The following is a 17,653-nucleotide window of genomic DNA, read 5'->3' as shown; positions in this document are numbered from 1 at the left end:
TAACCTGCTGAACAAAGCTGTATAGTTTACCGAAGGTGTAAAGTATCGTATGATAATAGGTACGACAGCTGGTGCTCAGGCATAAAACTAAGAACAAGTAAACAAAAAGCTATGAAAGAAGACGATAAAAAAGATCAGGCAGGCAACCCAGGGAAAAAGCAAACTTTACGCGAAGATGATGGCAAGCGCCTGCCACCTCAACCCAAAGCCTATGGCATAGGTGGTGCACACCGCAACACAAGGCCAGAGCAAGGCCCTGATATTCCGGCACATGAGCGCACTGAAGGTATTCCTTAAACTATAGCGTAGTATATTTTTGGAATGAATTTGAAGCAGAACTATAGTTGCTAAAAGTAAAATTGCTGAACGATTGCTAGCGATTATTTTTTATGTTTAGCTGAAAACTATAGTTTCTGGTTTATCTTTTAGTACCTGATAGTGGTATAAATGGCCATGGAAGATAACCTGGATACTGCGCTCCGACAAAAGCACATAAAAGCACTGATACTGGACATGGACGGTGTGGTAACGCAAACTGCCAGACTACATGCACAGGCCTGGAAACGCATGTTTGATGCTTACCTGCAGCAGCGCGGAAAACGGGAAAACAAAACATACTACCCGCTAACTATAGCAACAGACTACCGGAAATATATTGATGGCATACCACGTTACGATGGTGTTAGAAATTTCCTGGCATCCCGGACTATAGTTTTACCCGAAGGAGAACCCACAGACGAACCCGGAAAAGAAACGATAGCCGGTTTGGGAAATCTAAAGAACATCTATTTCAAGGAACTACTTACAACTATAGGCGCTGAAGCTTACCCGGATACAATTGCCTGGCTGACACAACAGCGTGCGAAAGGAATGCGTACCGCTATCATATCGGCGAGTAAAAACAGTAAAACCATTCTGGCTTCGGCAGGAGTAAAGGGCTTATTTGATGCGGTGGTAGATGGTATAGTTGCTGTTGAGCTCGGATTAAAAGGCAAGCCCGCACCGGATATTTTTATGGAGGCGGCCCGGCAACTGGACGTGCAGCCAGATGAAGCAGCTGTTTTTGAAGATGCGCTGGCGGGTGTAGAGGCAGGTCGAGCCGGTAATTTCGCACTTATAGTTGGCGTTGACCGTACAAACGATGGCAACGCATTAAAGCAACACGGAGCTGACCTGGTCATCCGTAATTTTCCTACTGATAAAGAAACTATGACAAACCCATCTGGAACAAAACTACAGAAACGGGAAGCCTCCGAACTTCCATCTATCCTGCCACACATTAACAAGCTACTGGACAGTAAAACACCTGCAGTTTTCCTGGATTATGATGGCTGCCTGACACCTATCGTTAAACAACCCGAAATGGCTGTACTAAGTCCTGAAATGCGTGAGGTTTTAGAGCATCTGTCAAGAGTTTGTACGGTAGCCATAGTTAGTGGTCGCGATCGCCGGAATGTTGCACAGCTTGTTAACCTGGAGAATCTGTTTTATGCCGGTTCTCATGGGTTCGATATTTCAGGTCCTGATGGAATGCATATAGAGCCGGGCGGAGCTGCCGAAGCATTGCCTGCGCTGGATGAAGCAGATGTGATCCTGAAAGAGAAACTGAAGGATGTGGAAGGTTCTATAGTTGAGCGGAAGCGGTATGCCATTGCAGTGCATTTCAGAAACGTTGCCGACGAACAGGTAGCTATAGTTGACCAGGCTGTAGAAGATGTCTTAATACTTTTCCCACAGTTAAAGAAAGGGCTGGGCAAGAAAATTTATGAACTAAAACCAAACCTGAACTGGCATAAAGGCAAGGCCGTACTCTGGCTGATGGATACCCTGCACCTGAACAGATCCGATATTTTACCTATCTATATCGGGGATGATATTACAGATGAAGATGCGTTTGCCTCGCTGCAGGGAACAGGAACAGGAATACTGGTAGGCGCCCATGATGATAAAACTGCGGCCAGCTATAGTTTGAAGGATGTGGATGAAGTAAGAATTTTTCTGCAGAAACTGACTGATGTGGTAAATAGCCGCCGCGATGCATGACTGGAGCATAGAATACGACCAATGGGTACCTGCCGAACAGATGTTGCGGGAGTCGCTGTGCACGCTGGGTAACGGTTATTTTGCGACACGCGGCGCGTTTGAGGAAACCACCGCTGAACCTGATCTTTTTTATCCGGGCACTTACCTGGCAGGAGGCTACAACCGCCTTACTTCAGAAATTGCCAGTGAAAAGATCGAGAATGAAGACCTTGTAAACTGGCCTAACTGGCTACCAATCACTTTCCGGCAAGTAGGTGAGGAGTGGTTCCATATCAAACAAGTAGAGGTACTGCGTTTTCGACAGGAACTGAACCTGCATGAAGGTACGCTGCTCCGGGAAATGCACTTCCGTGATGCCCAAGGCCGTGAGTCTGAATTGAAAACAACCCGTTTTGTAAGCATGGCCAATCCTCACCTGGCCGCAATCGGGTGGCAACTGACTCCGCTTAACTGGTCTGGTTCTATAGAGCTTCTGACAGCATTAGACGGACAGGTTACAAACAGCGGAGTTGCCCGTTACAGGGCTCTTGCAAGTCAGCACCTGGAGCACATTGACCAGGGGCATTTTGAAGATGATTGCATGTACCTGGTGGTGCAAACTGTGCAGTCCAAAACCAGGATGGCGCAGGTAGCCAGAACCCGTATAGTTGCCGGTACTAAAGGAGGTATTAGCAGGAAATTACAAGCCAAGAACAGTTATGTAGCACAGCAGATGCAGGCAGAAGTAACGCAGGGGCAAGCTCTGAAACTCGAAAAGCTTGTACTTCTTTACACTTCCCGCGATTGGGCTATTTCGGAACCATTATCTGATGCTAAAACCAACATATCCCGAGTACAGGATTTTGATGTTTTGCTGCAAGAGCACACGTTGTACTGGAAACGCCTATGGGATAGATGCGATCTGGAACTTATAGGTAATAACAAAGCGCAGCCCGTTCTTCGGCTACACATTTTCCATTTACTGCAGACAGTATCGCCTCACACCCCGGACCTGGATGTGGGTGTACCTGCCCGTGGCTGGCACGGCGAAGCATACCGTGGGCATATTTTCTGGGATGAGCTGTTTATTTTTCCATTCCTGAACCTGCGGTTGCCTGAAATAACCAGGGAGCTGCTTATGTATCGGTATAGAAGGTTACCTGAGGCTCGTTTTGCAGCAAAAGCAGCAGGCTACAAGGGAGCTATGTTTCCGTGGCAAAGTGGCAGCAACGGCCGCGAAGAAAGTCAGCTTATTCACCTCAATCCGAAGTCCGGCCGCTGGTTGCCTGATCATACCTTTCTTCAACGACATATCAGTTCAGCCATTGCCTACAATGTGTGGCAGTTTTACCTGGTAACCAACGACAAGAAATTTCTGAGCTTTTATGGTGCAGAGATGATCCTGGATATTGCACAGTTCTGGTCTACTATTGCCACTTACAACAACACAACCAACCGCTACGAGATAAATAATATAGTTGGCCCGGACGAGTACCATACCGGCTATCCGGACTCAAAAGAGATCGGTTTGAATAACAATGCTTACACCAACGTAATGGCAGCCTGGACGATACAGTGTGCTCTCGACCTTTTTGGCTTAGTGAATGAGCAAAGGCTGCACGAGTTGCTGCAGAAGCTACACATCTCGGAAGATGACCTTACAAGATGGCGTAAGATAAGTGAACGCATGTATGTGCCGTTTATAAGCGGTACGAACATAATGGAGCAGTTTGAGGGATATGATACCCTAAAGGAATTTGATTGGGGAACTTACCGGAACAAATATGGAAAAGCTATCCGGTTGGATCGCATCCTGGAAAGTGAAGGTGAGAACGTGAACAACTATAAAGCCAGCAAGCAAGCCGATGTTTTGATGTTGTTTTACCTTTTCTCATCCGAGGGACTGGTCCAGATCTTTGAGCGACTGGGCTATGCCTTTAAACCGGAGAGTATTCCGGAGAACATTGCCTATTATGAAGAACGCACCTCGCATGGATCAACGCTAAGCAAGATCGTACATTCCTGGGTACTGGCCCGCTCTGATCGCAAAAAAGCCTGGGATAATTTTGAAGTTGCTTTGTTAAGTGACCTGGAAGATATACAGGGTGGAACAACAGCGGAAGGCATTCACCTGGGAGCTATGGCCGGAACCGTGGACCTGATGCAGCGGGCTTTTACAGGTATCGAAATCCGGGATGGAGTGCTTTGGCTAAACCCGGTATTACCCGAAGAATTGCAGTGCCTTAAGTTGCAGGTACGTTTCCGTGACCACTGGATATCACTGCATATTACGAGCGATATTATGACGGTACGGCTTGCTAAAAGTTTTTCGAAGGAGACCAGGATCGGTTACCGGAAGGAGGTTTATACGTTGCAGACAGGTGAAAAAAGGAAATTTGATATCAGGAGATAAACTATAGCTTAAAGTTTCCGGATTGCCTGGGAAATAAAAAAGGTGAAGCCTCAGCTTCACCTTTTTTATTTACTATAACTATAAACTATAGTTTCTAAGCGTTTCTGTTCATACAGTTCAGATCTTCGAAAGCCTCTTTTAAACGGGCAATAAAGTTCTCTTCGCCTTTACGCAGCCAAACTCTTGGGTCGTAGTATTTTTTGTTAGGAGAGTCTGCACCTTCAGGGTTGCCAAGCTGTGCCTGCAGGTAATCTCTTTTACCCTCGTAGTAGTTTTTAACGCCATCCCAGAATGCCCACTGCATGTCCGTGTCTATGTTCATTTTGATAGCTCCGTAGCCTAATGCCTCTGTGATCTTAGCTTTCTCAGAACCTGAGCCACCATGAAATACAAAGTTTACCGGGTTAGGACCTGTGCCATATTTCTGCTGTATGTGGTCCTGCGAGTTTTTCAGGATCTCCGGGCGAAGTTCTACGTTACCAGGCTTGTAAACACCATGCACGTTACCAAAAGCAGCAGCTATAGTAAAGCGCGTGCTGATCTTTTTCAGTTCCTCGTAAGCAAAAGCCACTTCTTCTGGCTGAGTGTATAAACGTGAGCTGTCTACGCCTGTATTGTCTACACCGTCTTCTTCGCCGCCTGTCACACCTAATTCTATCTCAACGGTCATGCCCATTCTATCCATACGTTTCAGGTAGCTGGCGCAGGTCTCAATGTTCTCTTTTATCTCTTCTTCAGATAGATCTAGCATGTGCGAACTATAAAGCGGCTTGCCATTCTGTGCATAAAACTTTTCGCCGGCATCCAGTAAACCGTCTATCCAGGGAAGTAATTTTTTTGCAGCGTGGTCGGTGTGTAAGATTACTGGTACGCCATAGGCTTCGGCCATCAGGTGCACGTGTTGCGCTCCAGAAACGGCACCGGCAACAGCGGCCTTCTGGTTTTCGTTATCTAAGCCTTTTCCGGCAAAGAACTGCGCGCCGCCATGCGAGAACTGTATAATAACCGGTGAGTTTACTGCCTTTGCTGTTTCCAGTACCGCGTTTACAGAATTTGTGCCGATAACGTTAACAGCCGGAAGGGCAAACTTATTTTCGTTGGCATAACGGAACAATTCGTTCACTTCGTCGCCGAACAAAACACCTGGTCTGAATCTTTTTTCCATGAATTTTAATTATTTTAAGGGTATTTCTTACTACTAAGTCAATTAGCAACGAGAATAAGAAAATAAAAGACAAGAAACAAAGAAGTTTAGAAGTTAGAAAGGGATAAGTTAGAAAGTTAAGTGGAGCAGTTTGGGCGTTAGATGGGGAATGGCTTATTGCTATTCAAATCAAAAAGCGCGCAGCAAGGTTATAAATTGAAGTCAGATAAAACGCAAGACAGCTTTTATTTAACTTTCAAACTTCCCAACCTTCTAACTTTAAAGACTATTCAAAGACTATAACCTTATCCTTGTGCTTGCTGCGCATATGATTGCGGATGATCTGCTGGATATCTTTGTTATCGTTGTAGCGGGTAATGGCGCCTTTAAAATCTTCGAGTGAACTTGCGGAGAAGGTCTCATCCACAAAACCAAAACCCAGGTAAGTGCCGTGTTCTACTACAACTATAGTTTTCTCACCGGGCTCGCGGCCTTTGCTTATAATTACAAAACTGTTGTGTTCGTAAGTTATGGAATCTATAGCTGCATTTACGCGCACGTTATAGGTCTCGGGCTTTTCTTTGCCAACACAGGCGCCATTGCACTGGTGCACCTGGTAATCGAAACAGGCGCCGCTGGTCTTGTACAGGTCGCATAGTTTCTGGCACAGGTTAAACTTGCTTACTTTATGATACAGGAAGCCTTTAGCCTTGTAGTGGTTCGATAGCGCAATAAGTGGCGTCATGCTCACATTGTCCGCTTTGTTTATGCTGCCATACGTCAGCCGCTTGTAGCCTTTCTCGTCTTCGTATACAAATATGCCGGTATTGAACACGCTTCGGCGCTGCTGCCGGTTATAGAACGGTTTCATGCGCTTAATCTCCGCCGACTCAAACAATAACGCCACCAGTTCATTGCCCATCAGCTCACAAGTGATGTCGGCTATGTTGTTTTTGAAATCAAGCGATTTTCGGCTCTTATAGTCGATGTTAAAGTGCTGGATGATGCGCTTTTTTATGTTGATGCTTTTACCCACATAGATCACCTCACCGGCTTCGTTATGGAAATAATACACCCCTGGCACCATCGGCAGATTATCAACCTGTTCTTTACTGATGTTGGGAGGCAGCAACGACGTTTTGATCTCCTGTTTCAGCAACTGCGAGGTATTTTCGGCCGCCATGTGCATGTTGCCATCCACCACCGGGCGGTTGATCTTGATCAGTTTATCGAAAAGCACGGCTGTAGCTTCTGCATCTCCAATGGCGCGGTGGCGCTGCTTCAAATCGATATCAATACTTTTGCAGAGCTTACCTAAACTATAGGATGGCAGGCCCGGAATTAAAGCACGGCTCAGGCGCACGGTACAAAGCGTTTTGCGCTGGAACGTATAACCCAGGTCAGCAAATTCTTTCTTGATAAATGAGTAGTCGAAGCGGACGTTATGGGCTACAAATACTTTACCCTCGGTAAACTCCACGATCTCTTTGGCCACTTCGTAAAACTTAGGCGCATCCTGCACCATCTCGTCAGAAATGCCGGTAAGCTGGGTTATAAAATAGGGGATAGGCCGCTGCGGGTTTATAAGCGTGTTGTATTTGTCCACGATCTTCTGCCCGTCATGTATAAAAATTGCGATCTCTGTGATCTTGTCCTGCGCAGGCTGTCCGCCTGTAGTCTCAATGTCAATTATAGCGTACAAATGACTCGGATTTAGGTCTGTTTCGTTTGTCGTATCGGCGGGTGCCGGCAACTCTCCTCTTAAACCAATATTTTTAGTAATCCGTTTCAAATTGTGTTTTTAACAATAAAGTCTGCAAATCTGGTTAGCACTGGCTGTAACTATAGTTGCCTAAGCGGCATTGTTCCGGTCATCATCCCTGTGTTTGCCACGCCCTAGTCCGTTCCATATCTCCATGAACCAATTGGTGACTTTCGCGTGTTTTTTAGGGGCCACATCGTCAATATCAGCCAGCAGGTAGCCAAAAGGCCTGAGTGGTTCATAAGCGTCAAAAATTACTTTCAGCATGGCAATGAATGGTATAGACAGGATCATGCCGGCCGCTCCCCATATCTCACCACCCACAAGCAACGCAACTATAGCTGCAAACGGGTTTATACTCACTTTAGACCCAACCACCAATGGCGTTATAAAATTACCCTCCAGGAACTGTACAAACATGAACACGAGCACCACCAGCACGGCATCAAACAAGTGACCAGTAGTAGCCAGCGTAAATAAGGCCGGTAACATCGCACCTATCAGTATACCGATATATGGAATAATGGTAAGTATAGAAGCAAAAATACCAAAGAAGATCGCATACTTCACGCCTAGTAAAAGTAACCCTGCTGCATTAAGTAACGACACAATAACGATCACGATCATCAACCCGGAGATGTAGCTTTGCACCACCTGCTGTATGTTGGTCACTGTATGGATTACACCACTGCGACGGTCTTTAGCCACAAACTGGAACATGAACTGCTGCAGGTGGTCGCGGTAGTAAAGCAAACAGAAAACGAAGATCGGAACTATAGTAAAGGCAGCCAGCGCTCCGGTAGTCATGGAAATAGTATTGCCCAGGAAAGTAGTGGCTATATCCTGCAGGCCGCCCACAGCATTACGAACCAGGTCGCTTCTGTTGGATGGTACTATTCCGAACTTATTGAACAGGAACAGCTGCACCTTATCTACCAGGTCTCCAAAATTATCTCCTATCGTATCGAGCTCCGAAGTAAGGCTAAGCACCTGCACCGAAATAAACCAGACAACCATACCCAGTATGGCTACTACTAACACAATGCTCAGCAGTATAGCCAGCGGTCTCGGCATTTTTACTTTTTTCTCGAGATCATGCACTAATGGCAATAGCAGCAAGGCAAACAACATCGCGAACGAAAGCGGCACCAACAACGACTTAAACATTTGCATAAGCCAGATAAGGAGAATGATACCAAGCAGAATGATGGTATACTTTAAGTAAACAGGTAATTTTATTTCCATGCAGCCGGTTATAAAGGCATTAAACTCAAGTGTAATTAATATTTATGTAATCTTCCAATATACAAATTTTAGAATATTTTTATGCTAAAAAAATTAGTTTAAACAATACTTTAAATTCATTTAGATTTATGAACTGTAAGCGCTTTTTTATAGTTGTATATACTATAGGATAAGCAGTAGCTAGTTATACTATAAATTAAAAACTAAAAAAATTAGTAATTATTTTTTGTTAATTTGCGGAACGGCAGTTGCAGGAACTAATATTGCATCTTGTCTCTTATATTTCCTATATTTCCGAGTAATTCCATCGAAACAAATACACTTACGCTTACAGAATGGCAGAGTTAGAGCATAATTATAACGAAGACAGCATTCGCTCGCTGGAGCCGCGCGAGCACATCAGGTTAAGACCTGGTATGTACATCGGCAAGTTGGGAGACGGTTCTTCGGCCGATGACGGTATTTATATTTTGGTGAAAGAGGTAATCGACAACTCCATCGACGAACATGTGATGGGTTACGGTAAAACGATCGACATCAAAATTTCAGACCACAAGGTGCAGGTGCGAGATTATGGCCGTGGTATTCCGCTGGGTAAGGTTATCGATTGCGTTAGCAAGATCAACACCGGTGGTAAGTATGACAGCAAAGCTTTCCAGAAATCAGTTGGTTTGAACGGGGTTGGTACAAAGGCTGTAAATGCTCTTTCCAGTTACTTCCGGATTCAGTCGGTGCGCGATGGGAAAATGAAAGCTGCTGAGTTTGAACGTGGCGTTATAACAGAAGATATAGAGATCCAAGATTCGTCTCAGCGCAACGGTACACTTACCGTTTTTACGCCTGATGATACGATCTTCAAGAACTACCAGTTTAACCCGGAATACCTGGAGAACCAGATCTGGAACTATGTGTACCTGAACGCTGGCCTGACTATAAACTTCAACGGTAAAAAGTTTTATTCTGAAAATGGTCTCCTGGACCTGCTTCGTAATAAATCCGATGAAGAGAGCATGCGTTACCCGATCATCCACCTGAAAGGGCCGGATATTGAAATGGCGCTGTCGCATGGCAACGATTATGGTGAGGAGTACTATAGTTTCGTTAATGGTCAGTACACAACAATGGGTGGTACACACCTGGCTGCATTCAGAACAGCTATAGTTAAGACCATTCGGGAGGTTTATAAAAAAGATTACGATGCCGCTGATATTCGTGCTTCTATCATAGGTGCTATCTCACTGCGTGTGCAGGAGCCGGTGTTCGAGTCGCAGACCAAAACAAAGCTGGGATCAATTGACATGGGGCCTGATGGTCCGACTGTGAATGCGTACATCAATGACTTTATAAAAGAGCACCTGGATAACTATTTAAGAAAGAATAGTGAAACCTTTGAGGCGCTGAAGAAAAGAATTGAGCAGAGTGAGCGTGAGCGTAAGGACATGGCCGGCGTTAAAAAACTGGCGAACCAGCGTGCTAAAAAAGCGAACCTTCACAACCGTAAGCTGCGTGACTGCCGCCTGCACTTTAACGAAGACAAGCACGAGAATGCACTAAACTCTACACTCTTTATAACAGAGGGTGACTCGGCAAGTGGTTCTATCACAAAATCGAGAAACGTTGATACAGAAGCGGTTTTCAGTTTACGTGGTAAGCCGTTGAACTGCTATGGCCTGAAAAAGAAAGTAGTTTACGAGAACGAAGAGTTTAACCTGCTTCAGCATGCCCTTAATATTGAAGAAGGCCTGGAAGGCTTACGCTACAACCGCGTAGTAATTGCTACTGATGCCGACGTGGATGGTATGCACATTCGTTTGCTGCTATTAACATTCTTCTTGCAGTTCTTCCCGGATCTGGTTCGTAACGGACACGTGTTTATTTTGGAAACACCACTTTTCAGGGTAAGAAACAAAAAGGAAACGATCTATTGTTACAACGAATCTGAGAAGCAGGATGCCATCCAGAAACTGGGTAAACGCCCTGAGATCACCCGATTTAAGGGGTTGGGAGAGATCTCTCCGGATGAGTTTGGCAAGTTTATCGGCGACAACATTAAGCTGAAGCCGGTAATATTGCAGAAGGATACCACGATCCAGAAAATGCTGAGCTACTACATGGGCAAGAACACGCCGGAACGTCAGCAGTTCATCATCGAGAATTTGAAGTTTGAGAAAGATATAGTTGAAGAGATTTATGCATAACGACGATATAAACGAAGAATTGCACAACCACGAGGAAGAAGAGCTGGAAATTGCGTTTACCGATGGCGAAGAAGAAGTCATCCATAACGTTACGCCTGTCTCCGGATTATACGAAAACTGGTTTCTCGACTATGCTTCTTATGTAATTCTGGAGCGTGCCGTACCAGCCATTGAAGACGGACTGAAGCCGGTTCAGCGCCGCATTATGCACGCCATGAAAGAGATGGACGATGGTCGCTTTAACAAAGTGGCCAACGTGATCGGTCAGACGATGCAGTATCACCCGCACGGTGACGCTTCTATCGGTGATGCCATGGTGAATATGGGCCAGAAAGACCTTCTGATCGAAACACAGGGTAACTGGGGTGATGTACGTACCGGCGACAGTGCGGCAGCACCACGTTATATAGAGGCACGACTTTCTAAGTTTGCGCTGGATGTAGTTTTTAACCCGCAGACAACTGTTTGGCAACTGAGCTATGACGGCCGTAAGAATGAGCCGGTAACATTGCCTGTAAAATTCCCGCTGCTGTTAGCGCAAGGCGTGGAAGGTATTGCCGTAGGTTTGTCTACGAAGATAATGCCGCACAACTTCAAAGAACTGATCAAGGCTTCGATAGATGTGCTGAAAGGTCGTAGCACCATGCTGATGCCAGACTTCCCGAACGGTGGTATGGTAGACGTGACCAACTATAACTCGGGTATGCGTGGTGGTAAGCTGCGTGTGCGTGCAACTATAGAAAAGGTAGATAAGACCATGCTCATCATCCGTGATGTGCCCTATGGTATTACAACTACCGGCCTGATGGAATCTATAGTTAAGGCCAGCGAGAACAACAAGATTAAGATCAAAAAGGTGATCGATAACACGGCTGCCGATGTAGAAATACAGGTTCAGTTACCGCCGGGTGTTTCTCCGGACTTAACGATGGATGCGCTTTACGCTTTCACGGATTGCGAAGTATCTATATCGCCAAATACCTGTGTGATCATTGATGACAAGCCAAATTTCCTGAGCGTTGATGAACTGCTGCGTATCTCTACTTTTAAAACAGTAGACCTGCTGAAACGCGAGCTTGAGATCCGTAAAGGGGAACTGGAAGATAAGTGGCACTATTCATCCCTGGAGAAGATCTTTATCGAGAACCGCATTTATCGCGATATTGAAGAGTGCGAGACCTGGGAAGCAGTACTACAGGCCATTGATAAAGGTTTAGATCCTTTTAAGAAACTTCTTCGCCGCGAGGTGACAGAAGAAGATATAGTTCGCCTGACGGAAATTAAGATAAAACGAATTTCCAAGTTCGACTCTTTCAAAGCAGATGAATACATCAATAAGCTGGAAGAGGAAATGGCTGAGGTGGATGATAACCTTGCCAACCTGATCCGTTACGCGATCGCTTATTTCGAGGGCTTACTGAAGAAGTATGGCCAGGGACGCGAGCGTAAGACACAGATCAAAACGTTTGATGTTATTACTGCACAGAAAGTTGCCATTGCTAACCAGAAGCTGTACATGAATGCCAAAGATGGTTTTATCGGTACCAGTTTGCGCAAAGACGAGTTCGTGTGCGACTGCTCTGATATGGATGATATCATCGTGTTCCGTAAGGATGGTAAGTTCACGGTAACTAGAGTTGCTGATAAGACCTTTGTGGGGAAAGACATCATTATGGCCGGCGTTTATAACAAGAACGACGAGCACATGGTGTATAACATGATCTACGTGGATGGGAAGACCGGTATTTCGTTTGCAAAACGCTTTGCTGTGAAGTCTATTACCCGCGATAAGGAGTACGACCTTACAAAAGGAGAGAAGGGCTCGAAAGTACACTACCTGACAGCCAATCCGAATTCTGAATCAGAAGTAGTAAGCATTACGTTGTCTCCGCAGTCTACAGCACGCAACAAGCAATTCGATTTTGACTTTGCCGAGCTGATGATCAAGGGCAAAGGCTCTAACGGTAACATTGTAACAAAATACCCGATCAAGAAAGTAGTGCAGAAGAGCCTGGGCGATTCTACGTTAGGTGGTCGTGAGATCTTCTACGATGAAGTGATAGGTCGTCTGAACACAGAAGCACGTGGCCGTTACCTTGGTTCTTTCAACACCGACGATACGATCCTGGTAATCTACGAGGACGGAACATACGAGCAGACCACATTTGACCTGAGTAACCATTATTCAGTTGAGAAGATCAAGGTGCTGCAGAAATTCGATCCGGAACTGGTTGTTTCAGCTATTTATTACGAGGGTGACAATAAAACCTACTATGTAAAGCGTTTCAAAATAGAGACCTCTACAGTCGGCAAGAAATTCACTTTTATCTCAGAAAGCAAAAACTCCAGACTGGAAGCTGTATCAACGCATCCGGAACCTTTGGCAGATATCAAATTCAAGCGTAGCCTGCGTGGTGAGAAAGAAGCTGAGAAAATTCTGCTAAGTGAGTTTATTGATGTGAAAGGCTGGAAAGCCATGGGTAACAAACTAAATTACTTCAAGATTTTCGATGTGTCGGTTCCGAAGCAGGAAGTGGTGGAGTACGAAGAGGATAAGCCCAAAGCAAAGAAAGCAGCAGCCAGGCGCGAGCCGGTTACGTTACCATCTGAGCTTAAGGAGCTTGCGGAAGAGGCGGCCCGTGCAAGCGGTACCCAACCTGAAGCGATTGTAGACGTAGAAGATACCATACAAGAAAATAGTACAAAAAAGGCACTTAAAGAAAAGAAACAGTTAGATCTGTTCTAATCTCTGTGCAATTAAGCTGTCTTCTTGTTTCATAATTCTCCTTTTAAACTGTTTATGAAGCGACAACTTCAGGTATGGATGTTTGTATTGATGCTCGGGCTGACGGCTTCGCCTATAGTGGCAGTTGCAGGCGTGGGTAACGAACAACTACTTAAGAAGGCAAAAGAGCTGATGGTAAGTTACCGGGACAGCGAAGCCCTTGCCATGTATGAGGAAGTGCTTCAGGTTGCTCCGGATAACTACACAGCCCTTTGCAATGCTAGTTTCCTGAACTGCCGGATAGGAGAGCGGGTAACGGATGAAGGAACCAAGATCGCTTTTTATTTAAAGGGAAAAGAGTATGCCAGCCGGGCATATGAGCTGAAGCCTGAAGATGCAGAATCAAACTATGTAATGGCTGTTTCATTGGGGGCGATGGCAATGGTTTCAGGACCTAAGCAGCGATTAGCTGGTATTACCCAAATGAAGTCTTTCCTGGATGCGGCTATTGCAAACAATAAAGAGCATGCCGGAGTCTGGCATTTGCTGGGTAGGTGGTACTTTAAAATGGCTAATCTGAATTTTGCTGAAGCTACTGCTGCTAAAATGTTTTTTGGTGGTGTATGCGGCGAAGCGACAAATGAAGAAGCAGCCAGCGCGTTGCAGACAGCCATTAAATACAACCCGATGAATATCCAGTATTATTATGACCTGGCTACCGTTTATAAAGAGTTGAAAAGCAAAGAGTACTGCACGGAAACCCTGAAGCAGGCTATAGCTTTAGATGTTACCACCAAGGACGAAATGGAATTAGCCCGACGTTGTAAGATCATGTTACAGGAGTACTCAAAATAGCTCTTGAACTATAAACTATAAAAGCCTGCTGCATTACGTGGCAGGCTTTTCTTTTATAGCTATAGTTTTGGCGGTCAATAATTACATAAATATTACCTAATTTAGCGTTCTGATGCGTAGTCTGGTTTTACATATACTATTTTTCAGGAAAAGAACGGCTCCTGTTCTGCTGCTTGCTTTGCTGGTAACTATAGCTGGCTGCAATTTAAACCAGGGCACAGGCGAGCAGATGGTAAACCTGGATAAAGTAACAGATGACCCTAACCAGCACCTGGCAAATTTGAATAAAGCGATAAGCCGTAATAAGCAGGATGCCAGCCTTTACAAACGCAGAGCCAAAATATATTTAAAGAAAGGCGAGCTGGATAAAGCCTTAACAGATCTGGACGAGGCTATCAGGCTAAATAAGTCTGACATGGCAAATTTGTTTCTGAAAGCGCAGGTGCTGCGAGCGAAAGGTGAAACTGCGCAGGCATTGCCACTGGCCTTAAAAGCAGAGCGTAATTCGTTTCAGAACCTCTCGTTGTATGTACTGTTAAGTGATCTGTACCTACAGTTGCATCAGCCGGAGAATGCTGCCATCTATAGTAAAAAAGCTTTAAAGCTCGCGCCTAATAATGAGTTTGCGCTGTATTACCAGGGGCGGGTAGCAGAAGCAACCGGAGATACCGTGAAAGCAGCAGCTAACTATAAACTGGCTATAAAAGAGGCACCTGATTTTGCTGAAGCAAGACGTGAACTTACCGGAACACTGTTGACCCAGAAACAATACGACGAGGCCAGCTTACAGCTGCAGGAAGCGTTAAAGTTAGTGCCGAAGGATGGATTGTTATGGTTTTACAAAGGGGAGCTTTACCAGGGCACACAAAAACCGGACAGCGCCCTATGGAGCTATGGCAAAGCGCTTAACTTGGCAGACACGTTACACCAGGCGCATTACCAGGCAGGGCAGTTATTGTTTGCGAAAAGAGATTATGGCGGAGCGATCTCACATTTGGAGAAAGCAAAAAAACAGTACGGCAATACTATAAAGTACGTAGCAATACTTGCCAGCGCCTACGAGCGAACCGGTGAGAAAATTAAAGCGTTAGAACAATACCAGCGTTTAGTAGAGTTACAGCCAGGTTATACCGGTGCAAATTATAGCATAGCCCGTTTAAAGGCCGAGCTTACAAGACCGGTACCCGCGTATGTGGCAGAACCTGTCAGCGCAGATACAATAGAATAAAGAATTACATCACGAGTCAATAAAACTATACATGATCAACATCACATTACCAGATGGCTCTGTTCGCCAGTATCCGAAAGGGGTGACAAGCCATGAGATTGCATCGAGCATTAGCGAAGGCCTGGCTAGAAACGTTTTAGCGGCTAAAGTAAACGACACCGTTTGGGAATCTAACCGCCCGATAACGGAAGACGCTAGGGTGCAATTGCTCACCTGGAACGATGACCTTGGTAAAAATGCCTTCTGGCACTCGTCTGCTCACTTGCTGGCCGAAGCCCTGGAAGAACTATACCCGGGCGTAAAGTTTGGTATCGGACCGCCGGTAGAGAACGGTTTTTATTATGATGTGGATTTAGGTGACCGTACCTTCTCGCAGGATGATTTTGCTCAGGTTGAGCAGAAGATGCTGGAACTGGCCCGCAACAAATCTGAATTCAAACGTAGAGAGGTTACAAAAGAGGAAGCTACTGCTTACTTTACACAAAAAGGTGATGAGTATAAGCTTGACCTGATAAAGGACCTGGAAGACGGAACTATAACTTTTTACGAACAAGGTAACTTTGTTGACCTTTGCCGGGGACCACACATTCCTAATACTGGTTTTATAAAAGCTGCCAAGCTAATGAACGTGGCCGGTGCTTACTGGCGTGGCGATGAAAGCAAAAAGCAGCTGACCCGTATTTATGGCGTTACCTTCCCGAAGCAAAAGGAACTGACCGAGTACCTGGAGCGCCTGGAAGAAGCTAAGAAGCGTGACCACCGTAAACTGGGCAAAGAACTGGAGCTGTTTGCTTTCTCTGAGAAAGTGGGCATGGGCTTACCGCTTTGGTTGCCGAAAGGCACTTTATTGCGCGAGCGTTTAGAGCAATTTATGCGAAAAGCGCAGGTGAAGGCTGGTTATCAGCCGGTAGTTACGCCGCACATTGCAAGCAAAGAACTATACGTTACCTCAGGCCATTACGAGAAGTACGGAGCAGATTCGTTCCAGCCGATCAAAACGCCGAACGAAGGGGAGGAGTTCTTCCTGAAGCCGATGAACTGCCCGCATCACTGTGAGATCTATAAGACGCGTCCGCGCTCTTACAAGGAGCTTCCGGTACGTTTGGCGGAGTTTGGTACTGTTTATCGTTACGAGCAGAGCGGAGAGCTACACGGCCTTACAAGGGTGCGTGGGTTTACTCAGGATGACGCACACATTTTTTGCCGCCCTGACCAGGTAAAAGAAGAATTTATAAAAGTTATCGACCTGGTGCTTTATGTTTTCAGCGCGCTGGGTTTTGAGGACTATACTGCCCAGATCTCGCTACGTGACCCTGAGAATAAGGCCAAGTATATTGGTACTGATGAAGCCTGGGAGAAAGCTGAGAATGCAATTATAGAAGCTGCCACCGAGAAAGGCTTGCCAACTGTAACCGAATTGGGAGAGGCTGCGTTCTACGGACCGAAGCTCGACTTTATGGTACGCGATGCCCTGGGCCGTAAATGGCAGTTGGGAACTATTCAGGTAGATTATAACTTACCAGAAAGATTCCAGTTGGAATATATCGGCGCTGATAATGCCAAGCATCGTCCGGTTATGATCCACCGTGCACCATTTGGTTCATTGGAGCGGTTTGTGGCTGTTCTGATCGAGCATTGCGGTGGTAACTTCCCATTATGGTTAAGCCCTGAACAGTTTGCCATACTTCCTATATCAGAGAAGTACCAGGATTTTGCACAGCAGGTATATGACCGACTGGCGGAGATGGACATCCGTGGGTTTGTAGACAACCGCGATGAGAAGATCGGTCGTAAGATACGCGATGCAGAAGTTCGTAAGGTGCCATACATGCTGATAGTAGGCGAGAAGGAGCAGGAAGAGAATGCTGTTTCGGTTCGCAGACACGGCGAAGGCGACCTTGGCTCGATGACGGTTGATGCTTTTATCGACCTGTTTCAGAGTAAAATAGCCGAAATGTTGAACAAATAAGGAAAGAATTTTCTTTTTTGATAGATTAATTGCGATATTCGCACCCTGATTGTAGAATTTAAATATTTAAGGAGGTAAAACCATAGCTACGC

Annotated in this window: 11 protein-coding genes; 8 read left to right on the top strand and 3 right to left on the bottom strand. The window is 45.6% G+C overall.

Annotation, left to right across the window (positions count from 1 at the left end):
- The first annotated feature begins 111 nt into the window (after positions 1 to 111).
- The 3 genes from ABS362_RS11690 to ABS362_RS11680 all read left to right on the top strand — a co-directional run bounded on the left by ABS362_RS11690 (position 112) and on the right by ABS362_RS11680 (position 4,435).
- On the top strand, positions 112 to 297 hold the full coding sequence (locus ABS362_RS11690; protein WP_350412660.1) for a hypothetical protein: 186 nt from the start codon (positions 112 to 114) through the stop codon (positions 295 to 297).
- 156 nt (positions 298 to 453) lie between these two features.
- Positions 454 to 2,043 (top strand): trehalose-phosphatase, encoded by a 1,590-nt coding sequence (otsB, locus tag ABS362_RS11685; protein WP_350412659.1) that lies wholly within the window; start codon positions 454 to 456, stop codon positions 2,041 to 2,043.
- The gene (locus ABS362_RS11680; protein ID WP_350412658.1) at positions 2,036 to 4,435 is read left to right on the top strand and encodes a glycoside hydrolase family 65 protein; all 2,400 of its coding nucleotides are present in this window, start codon (positions 2,036 to 2,038) and stop codon (positions 4,433 to 4,435) included. The genes otsB and ABS362_RS11680 overlap by 8 nt, the downstream gene beginning before the upstream one ends.
- A 94-nt stretch (positions 4,436 to 4,529) precedes the next feature.
- Here ABS362_RS11680 and fbaA read toward each other — a convergent pair whose 3' ends face one another.
- From fbaA to ABS362_RS11665, 3 genes are all read right to left on the bottom strand, one after another.
- The gene (gene fbaA / locus ABS362_RS11675) at positions 4,530 to 5,600 is read right to left on the bottom strand and encodes a class II fructose-bisphosphate aldolase (protein ID WP_350412657.1); all 1,071 of its coding nucleotides are present in this window, start codon (positions 5,598 to 5,600) and stop codon (positions 4,530 to 4,532) included.
- A 265-nt stretch (positions 5,601 to 5,865) separates the two neighbouring features.
- A complete protein-coding gene (locus ABS362_RS11670) occupies positions 5,866 to 7,371 on the bottom strand; it encodes an exonuclease domain-containing protein (protein ID WP_350412656.1) in 1,506 nt (501 codons plus the stop codon).
- Positions 7,372 to 7,431: 60 nt separating this feature from the next.
- Positions 7,432 to 8,586 (bottom strand): AI-2E family transporter, encoded by a 1,155-nt coding sequence (locus ABS362_RS11665; RefSeq protein WP_350412655.1) that lies wholly within the window; start codon positions 8,584 to 8,586, stop codon positions 7,432 to 7,434.
- Positions 8,587 to 8,921: 335 nt separating this feature from the next.
- On the opposite strand from ABS362_RS11665, the gene ABS362_RS11660 reads away from it, so the two are divergent.
- The 5 genes from ABS362_RS11660 (at position 8,922) to thrS (ending at position 17,561) form a co-directional block, all read left to right on the top strand.
- Complete coding sequence (locus ABS362_RS11660) at positions 8,922 to 10,784, top strand: DNA topoisomerase IV subunit B (protein ID WP_350412654.1); 1,863 nt, start codon at positions 8,922 to 8,924, stop codon at positions 10,782 to 10,784.
- Positions 10,777 to 13,530 carry a DNA gyrase/topoisomerase IV subunit A gene (locus tag ABS362_RS11655; RefSeq protein ID WP_350412653.1) on the top strand — a complete coding sequence of 918 codons (2,754 nt, stop codon included), beginning with the start codon at positions 10,777 to 10,779 and terminating at the stop codon, positions 13,528 to 13,530. Before ABS362_RS11660 ends, ABS362_RS11655 begins: the two co-directional genes overlap by 8 nt.
- A gap of 54 nt (positions 13,531 to 13,584) precedes the next feature.
- Entirely contained in the window at positions 13,585 to 14,364 is a 780-nt protein-coding gene (locus tag ABS362_RS11650; protein ID WP_350412652.1) for a tetratricopeptide repeat protein, read from the top strand.
- Between the two features lie 112 nt (positions 14,365 to 14,476).
- Positions 14,477 to 15,592 (top strand): tetratricopeptide repeat protein, encoded by a 1,116-nt coding sequence (locus ABS362_RS11645; RefSeq protein WP_350412651.1) that lies wholly within the window; start codon positions 14,477 to 14,479, stop codon positions 15,590 to 15,592.
- 31 nt (positions 15,593 to 15,623) lie between these two features.
- Positions 15,624 to 17,561 carry a threonine--tRNA ligase gene (gene thrS / locus ABS362_RS11640; protein WP_350412650.1) on the top strand — a complete coding sequence of 646 codons (1,938 nt, stop codon included), beginning with the start codon at positions 15,624 to 15,626 and terminating at the stop codon, positions 17,559 to 17,561.
- Positions 17,562 to 17,653 lie beyond the last annotated feature (92 nt).

This window comes from Pontibacter populi, assembly GCF_040278685.1.
GTDB lineage: Bacteria > Bacteroidota > Bacteroidia > Cytophagales > Hymenobacteraceae > Pontibacter > Pontibacter populi.
The sequence above is the reverse complement of the archived record's forward strand: the minus strand, read 5'-3'. Positions and strand labels throughout refer to the sequence as shown.

Excerpts from the sequence above, each read along its gene's own strand:
- ABS362_RS11650 (WP_350412652.1), top strand. The coding sequence starts at position 13,585 with ATGAAGCGACAACTTCAGGTATGGATGTTTGTATTGATGCTCGGGCTG.
- ABS362_RS11655 (WP_350412653.1), top strand. The coding sequence starts at position 10,777 with ATGCATAACGACGATATAAACGAAGAATTGCACAACCACGAGGAAGAA.
- fbaA (WP_350412657.1), bottom strand. The coding sequence starts at position 5,600 with ATGGAAAAAAGATTCAGACCAGGTGTTTTGTTCGGCGACGAAGTGAAC.
- ABS362_RS11690 (WP_350412660.1), top strand. The coding sequence starts at position 112 with ATGAAAGAAGACGATAAAAAAGATCAGGCAGGCAACCCAGGGAAAAAG.
- ABS362_RS11665 (WP_350412655.1), bottom strand. The coding sequence starts at position 8,586 with ATGGAAATAAAATTACCTGTTTACTTAAAGTATACCATCATTCTGCTT.
- thrS (WP_350412650.1), top strand. The coding sequence starts at position 15,624 with ATGATCAACATCACATTACCAGATGGCTCTGTTCGCCAGTATCCGAAA.
- ABS362_RS11660 (WP_350412654.1), top strand. The coding sequence starts at position 8,922 with ATGGCAGAGTTAGAGCATAATTATAACGAAGACAGCATTCGCTCGCTG.
- otsB (WP_350412659.1), top strand. The coding sequence starts at position 454 with ATGGAAGATAACCTGGATACTGCGCTCCGACAAAAGCACATAAAAGCA.
- ABS362_RS11680 (WP_350412658.1), top strand. The coding sequence starts at position 2,036 with ATGCATGACTGGAGCATAGAATACGACCAATGGGTACCTGCCGAACAG.
- ABS362_RS11645 (WP_350412651.1), top strand. The coding sequence starts at position 14,477 with ATGCGTAGTCTGGTTTTACATATACTATTTTTCAGGAAAAGAACGGCT.